Source organism: Enteractinococcus fodinae, assembly GCF_031458395.1.
GTDB lineage: Bacteria > Actinomycetota > Actinomycetes > Actinomycetales > Micrococcaceae > Yaniella > Yaniella fodinae.
Window position 1 is genome coordinate 1,720,217 of sequence record NZ_JAVDYJ010000001.1, and the last position, 16,028, is coordinate 1,736,244.

A 16,028-nucleotide genomic window follows, 5' to 3' on the forward strand; every position below is an offset into this window, starting at 1 on the left:
GTCCAACAATACCGCTTGTGTATACATTGAACATACGTGATACTACCCACGTTCAAGCTCGTTGCAAAAATTATGTACTTGAACTGACCTCTCCCAGAAGTTCATCTTGGGCTTGTTAGAATGTGTTATCGACCAAGTCTTCTATCCCATAAATTAGGTGCAATCGTAGTGCAGGTAATTTCAATTTCCAGCCTCAAGGGCGGCGTTGGCAAAACATCTATCACCCTGGGTTTGGCATCTGCAGCTTGGGCTGCCGGCATCTCTACTTTGGTCATTGATCTAGATCCCCATGCAGACACCACCACCGGGCTCGGCATTAAACACGATGGGGCAAGTACTGATATCGGAACGATGCTGCGCAAGCCCAAACAGCACCGCATCGGCGATCACACTGTGCCGTCTGGTTGGATGAAGACCGAAGAGGATAGTGAGGCCTCGGGGACCTTGCACGTAATCCGAGGGTCGGCAAAGACCTCATTGTTTGAAAAAGTCACCACTCGACGGCGAGAAATTAATCGCCTGGCGACGTTATTAGATGGCGTGGAAGACTACGATTTAGTCCTAATCGATTGCCCACCGGCGCTCAATGGCGTCACCCGGATGGCTTGGGCTGCATCAACTGATGTGTTGCTGGTAGCTGAGCCGAGCCTTTTCTCCGTGGCTGGCACAGAACGAACCTTCAGAGCATTAGATTTATTTCAACGCGAGTATGCACCGAAGCTAAAAACTACAGCGGTGGTTGTGAATCGTGTCCGAGCAGCATCAACAGAGCATAAATACCGGCTCTCCGAGATGCGGCGCATGTTTGGCACCCGTATGCTTGAGACCCAGATCCCGGAGACTTCCAACTGGCAACAAATTCAGGGCGCTGCTTGGCCAGTACATGCTTGGCCCGGGGATACTGCAGCAACCGCCGCTCGGACCTTTGATGAGGTTCTTCAAAGTCTTTATCACACGTCGTCTACCCCAAGGCGGGCTCGCCGCAGCTAAAACCGTCCAATTCAAGGTACTGAGTATTCTCACAGAAATGCCCGGCTATGTATACATAGCCGGGCATTTGAATGACAACGAGATATCAGGAGGGGTTATGAGGCGGTCTTGCGTCGTGTCTGCCGACGAACGGCGAGCTCATCGCTGGGAAAGTCCCCCTCAGTTTGACCGTCCGCTAAACGTTCCGCCGGTAACTCTGACAGCGTGCCTTCGACTTCTCGCCAGACCCGACCGACAGCGATACCATAAACGCCCTGACCGCCTTGGACAAGGTCAATGACCTCATCGGCGGAGGTGCATTCGTAAACCGAGGCGCCATCAGACATCAAAGTAATCTGCGCCAGGTCTTCAACACCACGATCCCGTAGATGCTCCACAGCGCTTCGGATCTGCTGCAAAGAAACGCCTGTGTCGAGCAGCCGTTTGACCACCTTCAGTACGAGTACATCACGGAAGGAATAAAGGCGTTGTGTTCCTGAGCCCTCAGCGCCTCGAAGCGTGGGAACAACCAGTCCGGTGCGTGCCCAGTAATCGAGCTGGCGGTAGGTAATGCCTGCTGCCTTGGAAGCGGTCGGGCCGCGGTAGCCCCGATCATTATCTAGCCATGGGGCATCATCGTTGAATAACACACCTTGATTGCCAGCATCCAAACTCTGGCCTTGCCCTGAATCACCTGTGTGCGACACTGGGTTTCCTCCTGCCGTTCTGTTCCACGCGGGGAAGTATGGCGCAAGAACCTGTATGGGTAGCCGTGGGATATAGGACTACTTCAATAATGGTCTCACATTGTGCAATGGAACGTATAGTGCCCCACGCTATTCTGACAACTTGCCGTGGTCAAAGACCAACGCCGAGAAACCAATCGTGTCGGCACTAATTCTTTTCTTCGTCCCCATTGTCATCGGTCTGATCTGGTCGGTGCTCTCCAGCAGGGTCGGGGGGCGACTGGTCCGTCTCGTCTGCAGTCAGGAAATCTTCTGGTCTCAGGTCCTTGAGAAACTCTCGGAACTCGTCGACACTTTCCTCGGTGATCTCAGGTTGAATTTCCGGTTGCTCGATATTGAGCTCGGCTGCGATATCGCCTTCGGTAAGATCGATACCAGCAATTTCCAGCACATGTTCTGTGGTGTAGACCGGCACCTCAGCAAAGAGCGCCGCAGCTACGGCATCGGAAGCTCGCGAATCCACGGTCTTACCTGAAGCCAGGACCAGCTCAGCGTAGAAAACTTCGTCGTCAACTTTCGATATTCTAACGGCCTCCAAGGCATCACCGGCGACCTGCAGCGCATGAACTAACAGTTGGTGCGTGGTGGGCCGGGGTGTTTCGATGCCTTGTTGCGCTAAACCTATTGCGGTCCCTTCGGAAGGACCGATCCACAATCGCAAAAGGCGTTGCGATTGCTGATCGAGGAGCAGCAGAATGGGCTGATTACCGGGCAGTACAATGCGTATTTCAAGGACCTTCAATACGATATCGGTCATGGAGAAGCTCCTTTTCTAATGGCGCCGAACGAGATTCACGCTATTCGTTCATATCTGCAATTTCAGCACTGACCACTCCGGCATGCAAGCTCAGACAGGCTTGAGTGATCTCGCGAGCGGCCTCCAGCGCGCCTTCTCTTGATACGCCCTCATTATTCTGTGTTAAGCCAGAAGTCGCTTGTTCAACCATTCCGAGTTCTCGGTCTACAGCGATCCGAAAAGGCCGCAAGTGACGGGGTTCGAAACCAAACTGTGAAAGCGTCACCGCAGCGCGAGCGACTTTCAAGCTGTAGTCGCTGTATCGTTGCTTTTCATCTGGCCAGATCAGTCGGTAGGCTTCGAGGGTTTTCATCAGCTCATCCGAAGCTCCCGACATGCCTTGCAACTCTGCTCGGGACATCGGCCGAATGTGCCCATTAAGCTCTTGAGCCAGTTGTTGCGATACCGACCTTGGCTCGAGGCGTAGGCCACCCGGAAGAGATTCTGGACGTTTGCCGGCGTCTATAGCATCAAGATAATCTTTGATGACTTTCAGCGGCAAAAACTGATCCCGTTGCAGTGCGAGTATAAACCGCAGTCTGTCGACATCAGCTTGAGTATATTTTCGATAGCCAGCGGCGGTACGTGCTGGGGTGATCAGCCCGCGATCCTCGAGAAAGCGCACCTTGGAAGCGCGCACATCCGGGAACTCGGCATTGATATGTTCTAATACTTCACCAATACTCATCAGGGCATGCCCTCGCGGCGAAGGCTCAGAAGGAACCGAACGAGGTTTTGGGGAAGCGGACAATGTGTTCAGACCTTTTCAAGACAATGGACCGGATATAAAGGAGTCACCGGCTTATCACCGGCGACTACTCAACGTTACTAGCTATTAGTTTTCAGGTTGTTGGGTGCCTGCGTAGTAGGACAGCCGAAATTTACCGATCTGTAGTTCCATTCCGGTACGCAGTATGATCGAATCCACGCGGTCGTGATTGATGTATGTCCCGTTCAGAGACCCGGTGTCTGTCATGCGGAAGTTATTGCCCTCTCTTTCAAAGACAGCGTGCTGACGCGAGACAGTGACATCGTCTAAGAAGATATCGGCATGTGGGTGCCGCCCCACGGTGACACGGTCTTGATCGAGGAGGAAGCGGGCACCACGATTGGGTCCCTCGTGAGCTACCAGAAGAGCTGAACCTACAGGCAGAGCATCTAGCGCTGAACGCTCTTCCGCTGCTAGATGCAGTTCTTGAAGCGGTTCAAGCTTAGGCAACCCAACTGTCGTAGGCTCAATATCAGAGTGATCCTCTGAATTACCAGGAACGGGGGTATCTTTTGTCATGCTTGAGCGCTCCTTGTTGTACAAAATGATGCTGATGACTCCTGTTGTTGAGTCACCCTGGCTCACTTAGTTTAGCCGATCGATGCCGCCAATTCACTGGTTAACATCACATCTTCCAACCCGAACGTGCCTGTCGTCTTGGCTTTTCGTGCAAAGTATGCTCAGAGTAAAACTACACTCGAAGGTTAAAGTATCAACAGTCTGGCTTTGGAGAAAGCAAAAAGCATCCTTGGTGCCAGAGGAACCAAGGATGCTTTGTCGGGCTGACAGGATTTGAACCTGCGACCCCATCTCCCCCAGAGATGTGCGCTACCAAGCTGCGCCACAGCCCGCTCTAACACTGTTTCATCAGCGCTAGGATACTCGGGTTACTCTACACCATGATCAGACGAACGCCGAATCGTGTGACGGGATGAATGTCGCGGCTGATCAGGCTAGGCCTAAACTGTTCCTATGACCTTCATGGCTTCGGAAGAAACAAACCTTGTCTATGCGCGTTCGCTGATTCGAACCATTCAAGATTACCCTCAGCCCGGTGTGGCATTTCGAGACATCACACCCCTCTTGGGGGATGGCAAGGCGCTGCGGGCAGTTGCCCACGGGTTGTTGGATCAAGCGAGCACAAGTTTTGACGTTGTGGCAGGTATCGAGGCCCGAGGCTTCATTTTTGCCGGTGCTGTGGCGGCTATTGCGGACACGGGCATGCTGCCTATCCGCAAGGCAGGCAAATTGCCTGTGCCCGCGCACCAGATTTCGTATGACAAAGAGTACGGACCAGATACTTTAGAGGTTTCACCGGAACTGAAACCAGGCATGCGTGTACTACTCATTGACGACATCTTGGCCACTGGTGGAACGTTAAAAGCCGGCGCAGATCTGATTGAACTCGCTGGAGCGCAGGTGGCTGGTGTCGGCGTGGTGATGGAGCTTGAAGGATTAGGCGGCAGAAGAGTGATGCCGCAAACGCAGGCGCTGTTCACCATGTAATTTGCGGCATCCATCAGACTCAACTCATCGACGGCGACGTTCCCGCACGCGCATCGTGATTTCTATGGGGCTGCCTTCAAAACCGAAATACTGGCGTAACCGATTGATGATGAATCGGCGATATCCCGGGTCTAAGAAGCCGGTGGTGAAGAGAATGAACTTGGGCGGACGGGTGGAGGACTGCGTAGCAAAGAGGATACGCGGCTGTTTTCCCCCACGCACCGGGTGAGGATGCGCCGCCACAAGTTCTCCGATAAATGAATTGAGTTTGCCGGTGGGGATGCGGGTTTCCCAAGAGGCCAAGGACGTTTCCAATGCGGGCACAAGACGATTCTTGTGCCACCCGGTTTTTGCAGAGATATTGATCCGCGGCGCCCAAGCAACGTGCTGCAGGTCGAGGTCAATCTCCCGTTCCAGGTCGTGACGCCGGTCGTCATCTACCAGGTCCCACTTGTTGAAAGCCAAGACGAGTGCTCGTCCAGCTTCGAGCACCATTTGGATGATACGAACATCTTGTTCGCTGAGCCTTTGGGAGGCCTCCAGCAGTACGACTGCCACCTCGGCGCGCTCCAGGGCTGCTCTGGTGCGTAGCGAAGCATAATAATCTGATCCCGACGCCATGTGTTGACGACGTCGAATACCTGCGGTGTCGACAAATTCCCAGACTTTTCCGTCCAGTTCGACGAGCTCATCCACCGGGTCTCGGGTGGTGCCAGCAGTATCATCGACCACAGCACGTGCATTACCGGCCAGACTGTTGAGTAGAGAGGACTTCCCCACGTTTGGTCGTCCCACCAGCGCAACGCGTCGTGGTCCCCGGGCGACCAGGGCCTCGCTATTAGCGGCTTCGTCGGGAAGCGTGTCGATGAGCACATCGAGCAGATCAGCGGTCCCTCGACCGTGCAGCCCCGAGACGGGGTGTGGATAGCCGAATCCTAACCCCCATAACGCCGCGGCATCGGCTTCTTGTGACTGCCCATCAACTTTGTTGGCAACAAGTACCACGGGTTTATTCGATCGACGAAGCATAGCAACAATAGCTTCGTCCGTTGCGGTGATGCCAACGGTGGCATCCACGACGAAGAGCACGGCATCCGCTATTTCAACGGCCCGTTCTGCCTGGTCCGCTACCTTAGCAGCTAGCCCTTTGACACCGTACTCCCAGCCGCCGGTATCTGCCACCGTAAAAGGCTGCCCATTCCATTCGGCTTCGTAGAACACGCGATCTCGAGTGACCCCTGGCACATCCTCAACGACGGCTTGTCGACGTCCAATGATGCGGTTGACCAGGGTCGACTTGCCCACGTTGGGACGTCCAACGACGGCCACCACTGGGGGTATGAAGTCGTGTAGGTCAGGCTGAGCGTCGTCCTCGAAACCTTCTAAGATCTCGTGGTCGTCTTCTTCAAGCTCGTATTGTTGTAGACCGGCAAGATAAGCTTCGGTGCGGGCCTGGTGTTCTTCATCGGTCATTTGTGCCAGGTCTTGATCGACCGTATCGGCACCCGCCGGAGTGTATTCTTCTTCTGTCATAACGCTTTCTTAGGAACCGTTGGCGTTGACTTGGCGCTGTATTTCGGCCAGGACCACGGTCACAGTGTCTTCGAGGGAAAGATTGGTGGAGTCGATTTCAGCTACCCCGTCAGCAGGGGTCATGAAATCTACGAGTGCGGAATCTTTAGCGTCGCGCTCCAACACGTCGGATTCTACTTTCGTGGGATCCTGGTGGGTTTCGCGTAGCTGCTGACGCCTCCGGGCCATACGAATTTCTGGGGATGCGGTCAATAAGATGCGCGCCTGCGCATCAGGTGCCACTACCGTAGTAATGTCTCGGCCTTCCACCACAATGCGCGGCCTGGCTTCTATGGCTTGGCGTTGGAGTTGTACCAGATGTTCTCGCACTTCCGGGCGGGTGGAGAGCACAGAAACGTTAGCGGTAACCTCGTCTGTACGGATCGCTTCGGTGATGTCTTGGCCATTCAATGCCAGGCTGACGTTATTGGGATTGAGATCCTGGGCCAGCGGCATCTTGGTGATCAGCTCGGTGATGTCTTGTGTTTGAACATTTTCTGGATGTGCAAGGTCTAAACCGTTTTTCATGCACCACAACGTGGCGGCACGATAATTCGCTCCGGTGTCCAGGTAACTGAGCCCCAACTCTTGAGCGACCCACCGCGCGACGGTGGATTTGCCAGTGCCAGACGGTCCATCTATGGCGATAACAAGCCGAGGTTGTAGTGACGACATTACAGTACCTTCCATCCAAGTTCAGTCAACGAGTCGACCAGGTGCTTTTTGTGCCCGGGGACCACGGAGAGCTCCAGCATACCGACCTGGTACCCCGAGGAGTGTTCCATCCTCAAGTCTTCCACGTTCACCCCTGCATCGGCTACCGCTTGCAGCGCTGAAACAAGTGCGCCCGGCGTATCGTCAACCAGGATGGTGACTAGGGCGAAGCCCTGTGCTGGTCCCCCGTGCTTACCGGGGATACGCGCTTGACCACGATTGCCTTCGTCCATCAGTTGAGCAACGTCTAAGCGCGCTCCTGATGCGGTTGGTTGGCTTAGAGTGTGGATCAGTCGGTCAAGGTCAGACTTCATTCCGTGAAGTTCGGGCAAGATTTGTTCCGCGTTGGCGGTGAGGATCTGTACCCATAGGCTTGGATCTGATGCCGCGATACGCGTGGTGTCACGTAAACCATTGCCTGCCAATTGAAGTGCTTGAACAGACGTATCTTGGAGCCGGGAGGCTAATAAGGAAGCTGCGATCTGAGGCAGGTGACTGATTTTGGCTACTGCCGCATCATGTTCTTCCGGGCTCATATGATAAATCGTGGCACCAAGCAAACGGGCGACGTCGGAGGCAACGTAAATCACCTGCCGCGGGGTGTCGGGTTGCGTGCACAAGACCCAAGGGGCTGCAGTAAATAACTCTCCGCGTGCGGCTACCGGACCAGAGCGTTCCCTGCCGGCCATTGGATGGGTACCAAGATATCGCAGGCTGTCTCGGGGAGTAATTCGCCCCGTCTGGACGGCGTGTTCAACTTCTCGCACAATGGCCGTTTTAACCGAAGCAATGTCCAACACGATAGCTTCAGGCCAGCGTTGGAGTGCGGCAATGACTTCTTCGCCTGTGACATCGGGAGGTGCAGCCACCACCACTGTGCCGGGTTGATCCTCCTGGGTCAGTCCGCGACCGGCACCGATATCTTCGGCCACCGCTTGGGCCGAGGGTGACGGATCGGTCAGGAGTACCTCAAGGCCAGCGGCGCGTAAGCCCAGACCAATGGAAGTCCCTAACAGGCCGGTACCAATAATGGCTACCGGTTGTCGTATGGAGTGGTGTTTAGAAATCGTTTCAGTGGCTGCGGCCAGCGAAGCAGTGTCGACAATCTCGGTGCGTGAGAACCGGGGTGTCGTCATAGCCCCACCGCCGCCATAAGATGCCCGACCTCTTGTGAATTTAGTTTACGAATCGAGCCCTGACGCTGATCCCCCAGGGTGATCGGACCGTGCGCAACGCGAACGAGCCGCTGGACAGGATAGTCGACGGCTTTCATAAGCCGGCGAACCACACGGTTTTGGCCGCTATGAATCACCACTTCACATAAGACGTGACCCGGCGTCGAGTCCACCACTTTGAAAGAGTCCACCGAGACGAGGCCATCTTCTTCGAGCTCGATGCCCTGTCTGAGCTCATCGCCAACACCCTTACGCAGCGGACCCTTGACCTGCACGAGATAGGTTTTGGGTATTTCATATCTAGGGTGTGATAGTCGGTTTGCCAGTTCACCATCGTTGGTCAGTAGCAACAGGCCCTCGGTCTCGTTGTCCAAGCGGCCAACGTGAAACAGTCGGGTGTCGGCTGTGTTGACATAGTCAGCAATTGATGGCCGACCTTTGGGATCCGACATCGTCGAGATGACGCCGCGCGGTTTATTGAAGGCGTAGTAGACGGCATCTGGGTTTGTGTTCACACGAATGCCATCGACAAAGATAACGTCTGTGTCCGGGTCGACTCTGGTGCCCAGCGCGGTGACAATCTCTTCGTTGACCTCTACGCGACCTTCGCTAATGAGGTCTTCGGCGACTCTGCGAGATGCGATGCCAGCGGCGGCGATAACTTTTTGGAGTCGTTCGCCTTCGGGAACATGCTGACGCGATTTCTTGCCTTGGCCTTTCCCTTTTCTACCGTATTGGCTGCGGTCCACAGGTCCTAGATTGCGATCGTAGTCAGCCCCGGAAAATGGCCCACCGCGACGTCCCGTTTGGGGAGTGCGTTTGCGGCTTCCGGAGCCTCTCGGCTTGCGGGATGTCATAATTATTCCTGACTTTCTGCCAGCTGGCTGGCTTCATCCACTCCTGGGAGGAGCGGTGAGATTTTTGGTAGTTCGTGTATCGAGTTTATGCCAAGGAGTTCAAGAAAGTTATTCGTTGTCGTATAGCGTACGGCACCGGTGATTTCTTCCACCCCGTCTTCGGCGATAAGTCCCCTCGTCAAAAGGGTGCGAATGACAGAGTCGGAGTTGACCCCGCGGATTTGTGCCACTCTGGATCGTGTGGTGGGCTGTAGATACGCTATCACTGCCAGCGCCTCCAGGCTTGCCTGGCTCAGCTTCTGGGTGGCTCCTTGCAACATGAACGAGGCGATAACCTCTGCGTGCTCTGCTCGTGTATAGATACGCCACCCGCCAGCTACCTGGCGCAACTGGAAACCACGGGTTTTACTGTTCTCGTGACCATCGTAGTCGCGTTGGATAGCCTTCAAAGTGGCTTCAATATGGTCTGTGGACTGCCCGGTAGCTTTCCTGAGCTGTTCTACTGTCAAGGGCTCGTCTGAGACCATCAATATGGCTTCAAGTTGGGCGAAAAGTTCAGAGTGATGACGATGTTCACTCATGGGGAGGATTCCATTCCACCATGATTTCACCTAGTGGTGTCTCTTGGTGCCATTCGATCAGCCGGTCCCGATACATGGTGAGCAATCCCAGAAAGCGCACGACGACGACCATGGTGGTCGTAGCATCGCTGACTAACCGACCGAAGGAGAGCCTTTTGGAGGTTTGGAGCCGGTGGGTCATGATCGCGATCTGCTCTGTCATCGATACCAGCGGCGCATGGAGATGCCCTGTGCCGACTTCTTCTGGCACTTCACGAAACTTGGAGAATACGTCTTGAGCTAATGCTGCAAACTCATCGGCCGAGAGATCGAAGACGAGTTCGGGCAGGACATTGGCGTGTTGGGGTTCCGGGCCACCTTGTCGTGGAGTCATGGCTGCTTGTGCCTGCAACCGGTGATGAATCATCTCAGCGGCTTGTTTAAACGCCCGATATTGGAGGAGGCGCGCAAAGAGCAGGTCGCGCTCTTCCAGTAGCGCGAGTTCTTCTTGTACATCGCTGAGCCCCGTGGGAAGTAAGCGTGCTGTTTTGAGTTCTAGAAGGGTCGCGGCAACGACCATAAATGCGGTGGAATTCTCTAAGACTTCTTCGGTGGTTTTCAGCGTTGCGACGTAGGCGAGAAATTCATCGGTGACTTCTGCAAGAGCGATTTCAGTAACGTCCATGCGTCGTCGAGCTATCAGCGAGAGGAGCAGGTCGAAGGGGCCAGAGAAATTGGTTAGTGCGAGTTCGAAACCTACATGTTCGTCGCTGAGTTGATCTGCAAGTTCTGGGACTGCAGCCTGGCTCACGGTGCCCCGCCGCGACAGATTAATTCGCGTGCTAGTTGTCGATAATTCTTGGCGCCGGGGTGATTGGGAGCGAACGCGGTAATAGGTTCGGCAGCCACGGTGGCATCAGCAAACTTGATGGAACGGTTGATTACTGTTTCAAAGACTTTATCTCCGAACGCTTCCACTAATCGCCCGATCACTTCTTTGGAATGCAATGTTCTACCATCCACCATCGTGGCTAGCACCCCGTCGACCACTAGGTCGGGATTGATGCGGTCTTGAACTTTTTCAATGGTTTCCACGAGGAGTGCTACGGCACGGAGCGCAAAAAACTCGGCGGTCAAAGGGATGATGACTCCATGGGCCGCCGCTAGCGCGTTGACGGTCAGTAGCCCTAACGAGGGTTGGCAATCGATGATCACAATATCGTAGTCATCGACAATGGGGCGCAGGGCACGTGCCAGCACTTGTTCACGGGCTACCTCATTGACCAGCTGAACTTCAGCAGCGGAGAGGTCAATGTTTGCGGGAAGTAAGTCGATATTCTCGTCGGCGGTCTTGATGATTGCATCGCTGATGTGAACATCGCGCTCCATTAGCACATTGTAAACGGTGAGGTCCATTTCGTGCGGATTCGTACCGAAACCAGCCGACAGCGCGCCTTGTGGATCGAAATCGACCATTAGCACTTTTCGGCCGTATCCGGCCAGCGCGGCCCCAAGGTTGACTGACGATGTAGTTTTCCCGACGCCACCTTTTTGGTTCACCAAGGCGATGATGCGGGCAGGACCGTGCGAGGCCAGAGGCTCGGGAACGGGAAATTCGTGTTTGGGCCGCCCGGTGGGACCGATCACTGGCTCGCCGGTGATCATCATCACTGGACGTGGTTGTTGGCTGGCGTCATTCACGATGGTTGAAACTCCTGACCGCTACGTAAAAGTGGGGGTGCAATCCTCTTAGTGATCGAAAATGAGAGTGGTTCGGTTCTGAGTCTAGTGTATTGCGCGAAGATGACCTGGGCGGTCAAATAGCCTATTTTCTCGGCGAGCCTTAAAGTTTCAAGTCAAACATGAAGGTCAATTAGTCGTTTGCTCTGGGATGGGCCGCGGCAAAAACTTCACGTAGGGTTTCGGCAGTCACATGGGTATAGATTTGCGTGGTCGTGACGGAAGCGTGCCCCAGCAATTCTTGCACGACTCTGACATCGGCTCCTCCTTGAAGCAGGTGTGTGGCAAAGGAGTGACGCAATGTGTGGGGTGAAATTTCGGCACGTATGTCGGCTACCTCGGCTGCATGCTTGATCACATTCCAACCGGTTTGGCGCGATATGCGATTTCCGAAACGGTTCAGAAACAGGGCCGGTGAACCACGCCCTGCGGCAGCGTGGTGAGGACGGCCGCGCACCAGGTAGGCATTCACCGCATCGACAGCATAAGAACCCAGCGGGACGATGCGTTCTTTTGATCCTTTCCCAAAGAGTCGTACTACGGTCGTATCTTGCGGGTCGTCGAGCTGTACGATGTCGTCTACGTCTAATTGGATCGCTTCAGTGACGCGAGCGCCAGTGGCGTAGAGCAGCTCCATCAGTGCCCGGTCCCTCAGCCCTTGGGCAGTGTCCGGCGGTGGCGTATCGAGTATGCGTGTGACTTCGTCGATGCTGAGGGCATCAGGCAGATATTGCCCGGTGTTAGGTGGCCGAACATCGGCAGCCGGATTGATTTCCGTAGTGTGTTCCAGGTGCATAAAACGATGCCAACCCCGTGCTGCCACAAGAATTCGGTTGATTGATGAGGGTGCCAACCTGCCCATATGGTGGCTTCCCGAGCTGAGGGCCTGGAGAAAACCTGATACGTGATGACCGGTGATCTGTTTGACATCAGTGACGCGCTCTTGAGTGAGGTACCGCAGGTAGCGATTCAGATCCCGTCGGTATGCTGCCAGTGTGTTTTCGGCTAGGCCCCGCTCAACCGTAAGGTGGTTCAAGTACGCCGCGACTTCGTCCTGCAGCGCCTGAGGTATGTCAAGATTGTCCAAGCTCATGGGTTTTAGAACGGGCTGTCAGTTGAGCGAGGCTGACGCTGGGTGGTGGCCACGAGATGGGCCGCCATGATCCCGGTTATCGCGTTCACATTTTTTACAGCACCGGACATGACTGCATGTAGGGCTTCGTCTAGGGCTACCCACTCCAAGGTCAAATGCGCCTCTTCACCGACGCGCTGATGACGTTGTGCTTCCGGGACCGTGCGAATGTCTTGGGCGAGAAAGATGCGGATAGCTTCCGTAGATGAACCGGCTGATGGGTAGTGGTCAACCAACACGGACCAGGTATCGGCGACCATATCGGCTTCTTCAGCCAGTTCGCGTTGCGCTGTGGCTAATAGACTTTCACCTTCTACATCAACCAATCCAGCCGGTATCTCCCAGCAGTCTTGTCCAACCGGGTGTCGGTACTGTCGGATCATGGCGACGCGCTGTTGGTCATCCAGCGCAACGATGGCTACTGCGCCTGGATGTTTAACATAGTCGCGCGTCAGTGGTTCATCGCCCTCTTCGATCGTGAAGGTGTCACGTTGGATCTCCCAGATTGCACCCGAAAACACGGTCTGCTGGTCTTGGAGTGTCACTGGTTTTGGGGTGTCTTGAATGTGCGTCATGCAGTCGAGGTCTCCAACAATTCACGGGCGTGTTCGCGGGCTGATGTCGAATCGGCGTGACCAGCTAACATCCGTGCCAGCTCTGACACTCGTTCGTCACCACTTAATTCACTGACGTCTGAGGTCGTGAAGCCTGCCTCGACATCGGGAGCTTTATTCACCTTCAGATGTTTATTAGCATACGCGGCGACCTGTGGCAGGTGGGTGACTACGATGACCTGCACATGGCGGGCAAGTCGTGCCAAGCGTTTGCCGATCTGCACGGCAGCTTCCCCTCCAACACCCGCATCGATTTCGTCAAATATGAAGGTCGGAACCGGGTCGGTATCAGCTAGTACAACTTCCAGAGCCAGCATAATCCGGGATAGCTCCCCACCGGAGGCGCCTTTGCCAAGTGGCCTGGGGTCTGATCCCGGGTGGGGCTGGAGTAGTAAAGCGATGTCATCGAAACCGTGCGGACCGGGTTGCTCTGCCGGGGTGATGGCCACTGAGAACTGCGCAGTCGGCATCAGCAGACCGTGGAGTTCTTTTGTCACCTGCTCCCCTAGCTGTTCACCGGCTTGTTGTCGCAGCGCGGTGAGCTGGGCACCGTGCTCGTTGAGCTGTTCGGTAAGTTCTTGTTGTTGTTCAGTAAGGTATTCGATTCGTTCGGTGTCGCCGTGGAGTTCATCCAAACGGGGCCGTTGTTGTTCCGCCCACGCTAAGACGTCCGCTAGATCAGGACCGTAAAGTTTTTTCAGTCGGTTGAGTTCGGCTAGCCTCGATTGCGCCTGATTGAGCGCCAATGGTCCTTCTTCATCCAGGCTCGAAGCAAATTGCGAGATCTCGGCGGTGATGTCAGCCAACTCGATCCCCACGGATGCTAAGCGGCGAGTGATTTCTTCCAGTTCTTCAACCTCGCCGGGAGTTTGCAGGATCGCTTGTCGCGCAATTTCAACGAGTGATTCCGCGCTTGGAGCGTCCAAGTCGTTGTCATCACCTGATAGCGCTGTCGTCGACAGCCGTGCCGCGTTCCGGAACTCTTCAGCGGACTCGAGTCGTTTGATTCGCTCCTGAATCTCTTCGTCTTCGTTGTCCTGAATGTTTGCGGTATCAATCTCTTCAAGACTTCGTTGCAAGTTTTCGGCTTCGAGTGCTCGCTCTTGAGCCTGGGTAATGAGCGTCTCTAGCTGCTTGGTAACCTCGTGAAGTTGGTTGTAGGTCTCGCGGTAGCTGGCCAGTGCTTCGGTCACCGGCTTGCCACCAAAAGCGTCCAAGGCACGCCGCTGTGCGGTCAGAGATTTCAGGCGCAGTTGGTCGGATTGACCGTGGATGGCCACGGCCTGTTCGCCGATTTGGGAAAGGAGAGCAACCGGCACGCCGCGACCACCGGCTGTGGCCCGCGAGCGCGTTCCGCTTCCGGATGCGCTAATTGTGCGGGTAATGACAAGATGTTTGGATTGTCCTTCGTCGTCTAGGACGGCTCCGGCTTCTTGTGCCGCTGAGATGGAAGGATGATTGGGTGACAGCAGAAAGCCTGCCTCAACCGTGGCTTTGGTATCACCTGCACGAATAGCTCCGGCGTCGGCTCGTGCCCCGAGCAATAGGTTCAGGGCAGTCACGACCATAGTCTTTCCCGCACCCGTCTCCCCCGTAACTACGGTGAAACCTGGGTCAAGTTCTACGGTTGTTTCTTCGATGACGCCCAAGGAGTTAATCGACAAGTGGTCCAGCATTTAGTCGTCCTCCCCAGGTGCATCGCGTCCGGTATCAGGTGTCCGGTTCGGCAGTTCAACTATTTCTTCTTCATCGGCTTTGGTGATCACCGGGATCGGTGTCGTCACCGGCGGGCCAATCTCTGGCGGTGGCGCCATGTGATGGGGTTCTACAATCCGAACACCCTGGGAATCGGCCAGGGTCTGATGCCAGTTATCTTGGCCTCTTCGTTCGTTTTCTCGTGCTGCAATAGCCGCACGGTCGATTTCGCTTAACGAGCCTCGCCAGCCTTCTGTGGGCAGGTCGAACTTACGTACTAACCGTTCGGAGAACGGAGTCAGTGCCAAGCGAGCCAGCTTCACAGGACGCTGCGAGCGGGTTGCTTCGATTCGCGCCCCGGGTGGTAGGTCCACGGTCCGGCGACCATCACACCACAAGACACCGTTCTCGTTGGTCCGTTGCATCACGTCAACGGAGATGACTGATTCAGGAGCCACGACCAGGGGCCGAGCAAATAATGCATGAGCGGATAGCGGGACCATAAGCATGGCTTGGACTTCTGGCCACACGATGGGGCCGCCACCAGAAAACGCATACGCAGTGGAGCCGGTGGGAGTCGACATCACAACGCCATCACAGCCGAAGGAGGAGATAGGCCGGTCATCCACTCCGATGACGACCTCCAACATACGCTCGCGGTTGGATTTCTCTACGGATGCCTCGTTCAATGCCCACGTATGGGCAACCAGGTGTTTGCCCACCAGGACTTTGACGTCGATGGCCATCCGCTCTTCGACGAGGTAATCTTTGTTGACGATCGCTGCCACGGCTCGTTCCAAGTCGGCCTGTTCTGCTTCGGCAAGGAAACCGACGTGACCGAGGTTGACGGCCATCAGCGGCAGACCGGATTCGCGAACCATTTCGGCAGCACGCAATACGGAGCCATCACCGCCGAGGACCATGCACAGTTCTATGTCATGCAGCGTTGATTTGGAGTCGATGCTCTCCACACCGATACCGTTTGCTGACAACACCCCGTTGTGTATTGCTTCGTGCATCACGGCGGCATCGTGAGGCATCATCACCGGCGTAAGATCAGCTTCACGTAACAACTCGATGGCTTGCAGTGCAGTCTGCATCGCCTTTTGGCGTCCCGTGTGAGCCAAAATCAGTATTCGTCGGCTCATGGTCCTCCTTTGTTTATACGTCTGCCTAGTACCCA

The 16,028-nt window shown here is 55.2% G+C and carries 17 protein-coding genes and 1 tRNA gene; 2 read left to right on the top strand and 16 right to left on the bottom strand.

Annotated elements, in window-relative coordinates; genetic code table 11:
* Positions 1–168: 168 nt before the first annotated feature.
* Positions 169–990, top strand: coding sequence for a ParA family protein (locus J2S62_RS07980; protein WP_310173404.1), 822 nt, complete (start codon positions 169–171; stop codon positions 988–990).
* A gap of 95 nt (positions 991–1,085) precedes the next feature.
* Here J2S62_RS07980 and J2S62_RS07985 read toward each other — a convergent pair whose 3' ends face one another.
* The 5 genes from J2S62_RS07985 to J2S62_RS08005 form a co-directional block, all read right to left on the bottom strand.
* Positions 1,086–1,676 carry a MerR family transcriptional regulator gene (locus J2S62_RS07985; protein ID WP_310173406.1) on the bottom strand — a complete coding sequence of 197 codons (591 nt, stop codon included), beginning with the start codon at positions 1,674–1,676 and terminating at the stop codon, positions 1,086–1,088.
* 187 nt (positions 1,677–1,863) lie between these two features.
* Positions 1,864–2,472: a bifunctional nuclease family protein gene (locus tag J2S62_RS07990; protein WP_310173410.1), complete on the bottom strand. Its 609-nt coding sequence runs from the start codon at positions 2,470–2,472 to the stop codon at positions 1,864–1,866.
* Positions 2,473–2,512: 40 nt separating this feature from the next.
* Positions 2,513–3,199 (bottom strand): transcriptional regulator FtsR, encoded by a 687-nt coding sequence (ftsR, locus tag J2S62_RS07995; RefSeq protein WP_310173412.1) that lies wholly within the window; start codon positions 3,197–3,199, stop codon positions 2,513–2,515.
* Between the two features lie 147 nt (positions 3,200–3,346).
* The gene (locus tag J2S62_RS08000) at positions 3,347–3,799 is read right to left on the bottom strand and encodes an FHA domain-containing protein (RefSeq protein WP_310173415.1); all 453 of its coding nucleotides are present in this window, start codon (positions 3,797–3,799) and stop codon (positions 3,347–3,349) included.
* A 258-nt stretch (positions 3,800–4,057) separates the two neighbouring features.
* Positions 4,058–4,131 (bottom strand) — tRNA-Pro (locus J2S62_RS08005).
* A 130-nt stretch (positions 4,132–4,261) separates the two neighbouring features.
* Between J2S62_RS08005 and J2S62_RS08010 the strand changes: the two genes are divergently transcribed.
* Complete coding sequence (locus J2S62_RS08010) at positions 4,262–4,786, top strand: adenine phosphoribosyltransferase (protein ID WP_310175801.1); 525 nt, start codon at positions 4,262–4,264, stop codon at positions 4,784–4,786.
* 24 nt (positions 4,787–4,810) lie between these two features.
* On the opposite strand, the gene der is transcribed toward J2S62_RS08010, so the two are convergent.
* From der to J2S62_RS08065, 11 genes are all read right to left on the bottom strand, one after another.
* Positions 4,811–6,319, bottom strand: coding sequence for a ribosome biogenesis GTPase Der (gene der, locus J2S62_RS08015; RefSeq protein ID WP_310173417.1), 1,509 nt, complete (start codon positions 6,317–6,319; stop codon positions 4,811–4,813).
* Positions 6,320–6,328: 9 nt separating this feature from the next.
* On the bottom strand, positions 6,329–7,033 hold the full coding sequence (cmk, locus tag J2S62_RS08020; RefSeq protein ID WP_310173419.1) for a (d)CMP kinase: 705 nt from the start codon (positions 7,031–7,033) through the stop codon (positions 6,329–6,331).
* Positions 7,033–8,208, bottom strand: coding sequence for a prephenate dehydrogenase (locus J2S62_RS08025; RefSeq protein ID WP_310173421.1), 1,176 nt, complete (start codon positions 8,206–8,208; stop codon positions 7,033–7,035). Before J2S62_RS08025 ends, cmk begins: the two co-directional genes overlap by 1 nt.
* A complete protein-coding gene (locus J2S62_RS08030; protein ID WP_310173424.1) occupies positions 8,205–9,104 on the bottom strand; it encodes a pseudouridine synthase in 900 nt (299 codons plus the stop codon). Before J2S62_RS08030 ends, J2S62_RS08025 begins: the two co-directional genes overlap by 4 nt.
* A gap of 2 nt (positions 9,105–9,106) precedes the next feature.
* Positions 9,107–9,685, bottom strand: a complete 579-nt coding sequence (scpB, locus tag J2S62_RS08035; RefSeq protein ID WP_310173426.1) for an SMC-Scp complex subunit ScpB — start codon at positions 9,683–9,685, stop codon at positions 9,107–9,109.
* A complete protein-coding gene (locus tag J2S62_RS08040) occupies positions 9,678–10,475 on the bottom strand; it encodes a segregation and condensation protein A (RefSeq protein ID WP_310173428.1) in 798 nt (265 codons plus the stop codon). The genes scpB and J2S62_RS08040 overlap by 8 nt, the downstream gene beginning before the upstream one ends.
* Positions 10,472–11,332, bottom strand: coding sequence for a ParA family protein (locus tag J2S62_RS08045; protein WP_310175802.1), 861 nt, complete (start codon positions 11,330–11,332; stop codon positions 10,472–10,474). The genes J2S62_RS08040 and J2S62_RS08045 overlap by 4 nt, the downstream gene beginning before the upstream one ends.
* A 205-nt stretch (positions 11,333–11,537) precedes the next feature.
* Positions 11,538–12,491, bottom strand: a complete 954-nt coding sequence (gene xerD / locus J2S62_RS08050) for a site-specific tyrosine recombinase XerD (RefSeq protein ID WP_310173430.1) — start codon at positions 12,489–12,491, stop codon at positions 11,538–11,540.
* Positions 12,492–12,502: 11 nt separating this feature from the next.
* Positions 12,503–13,111 carry an NUDIX hydrolase gene (locus J2S62_RS08055; RefSeq protein ID WP_310173432.1) on the bottom strand — a complete coding sequence of 203 codons (609 nt, stop codon included), beginning with the start codon at positions 13,109–13,111 and terminating at the stop codon, positions 12,503–12,505.
* Positions 13,108–14,826: a DNA repair protein RecN gene (recN, locus tag J2S62_RS08060; RefSeq protein WP_310173433.1), complete on the bottom strand. Its 1,719-nt coding sequence runs from the start codon at positions 14,824–14,826 to the stop codon at positions 13,108–13,110. The genes J2S62_RS08055 and recN overlap by 4 nt, the downstream gene beginning before the upstream one ends.
* Positions 14,827–15,993, bottom strand: a complete 1,167-nt coding sequence (locus J2S62_RS08065) for an NAD kinase (protein WP_310173435.1) — start codon at positions 15,991–15,993, stop codon at positions 14,827–14,829.
* Positions 15,994–16,028 lie beyond the last annotated feature (35 nt).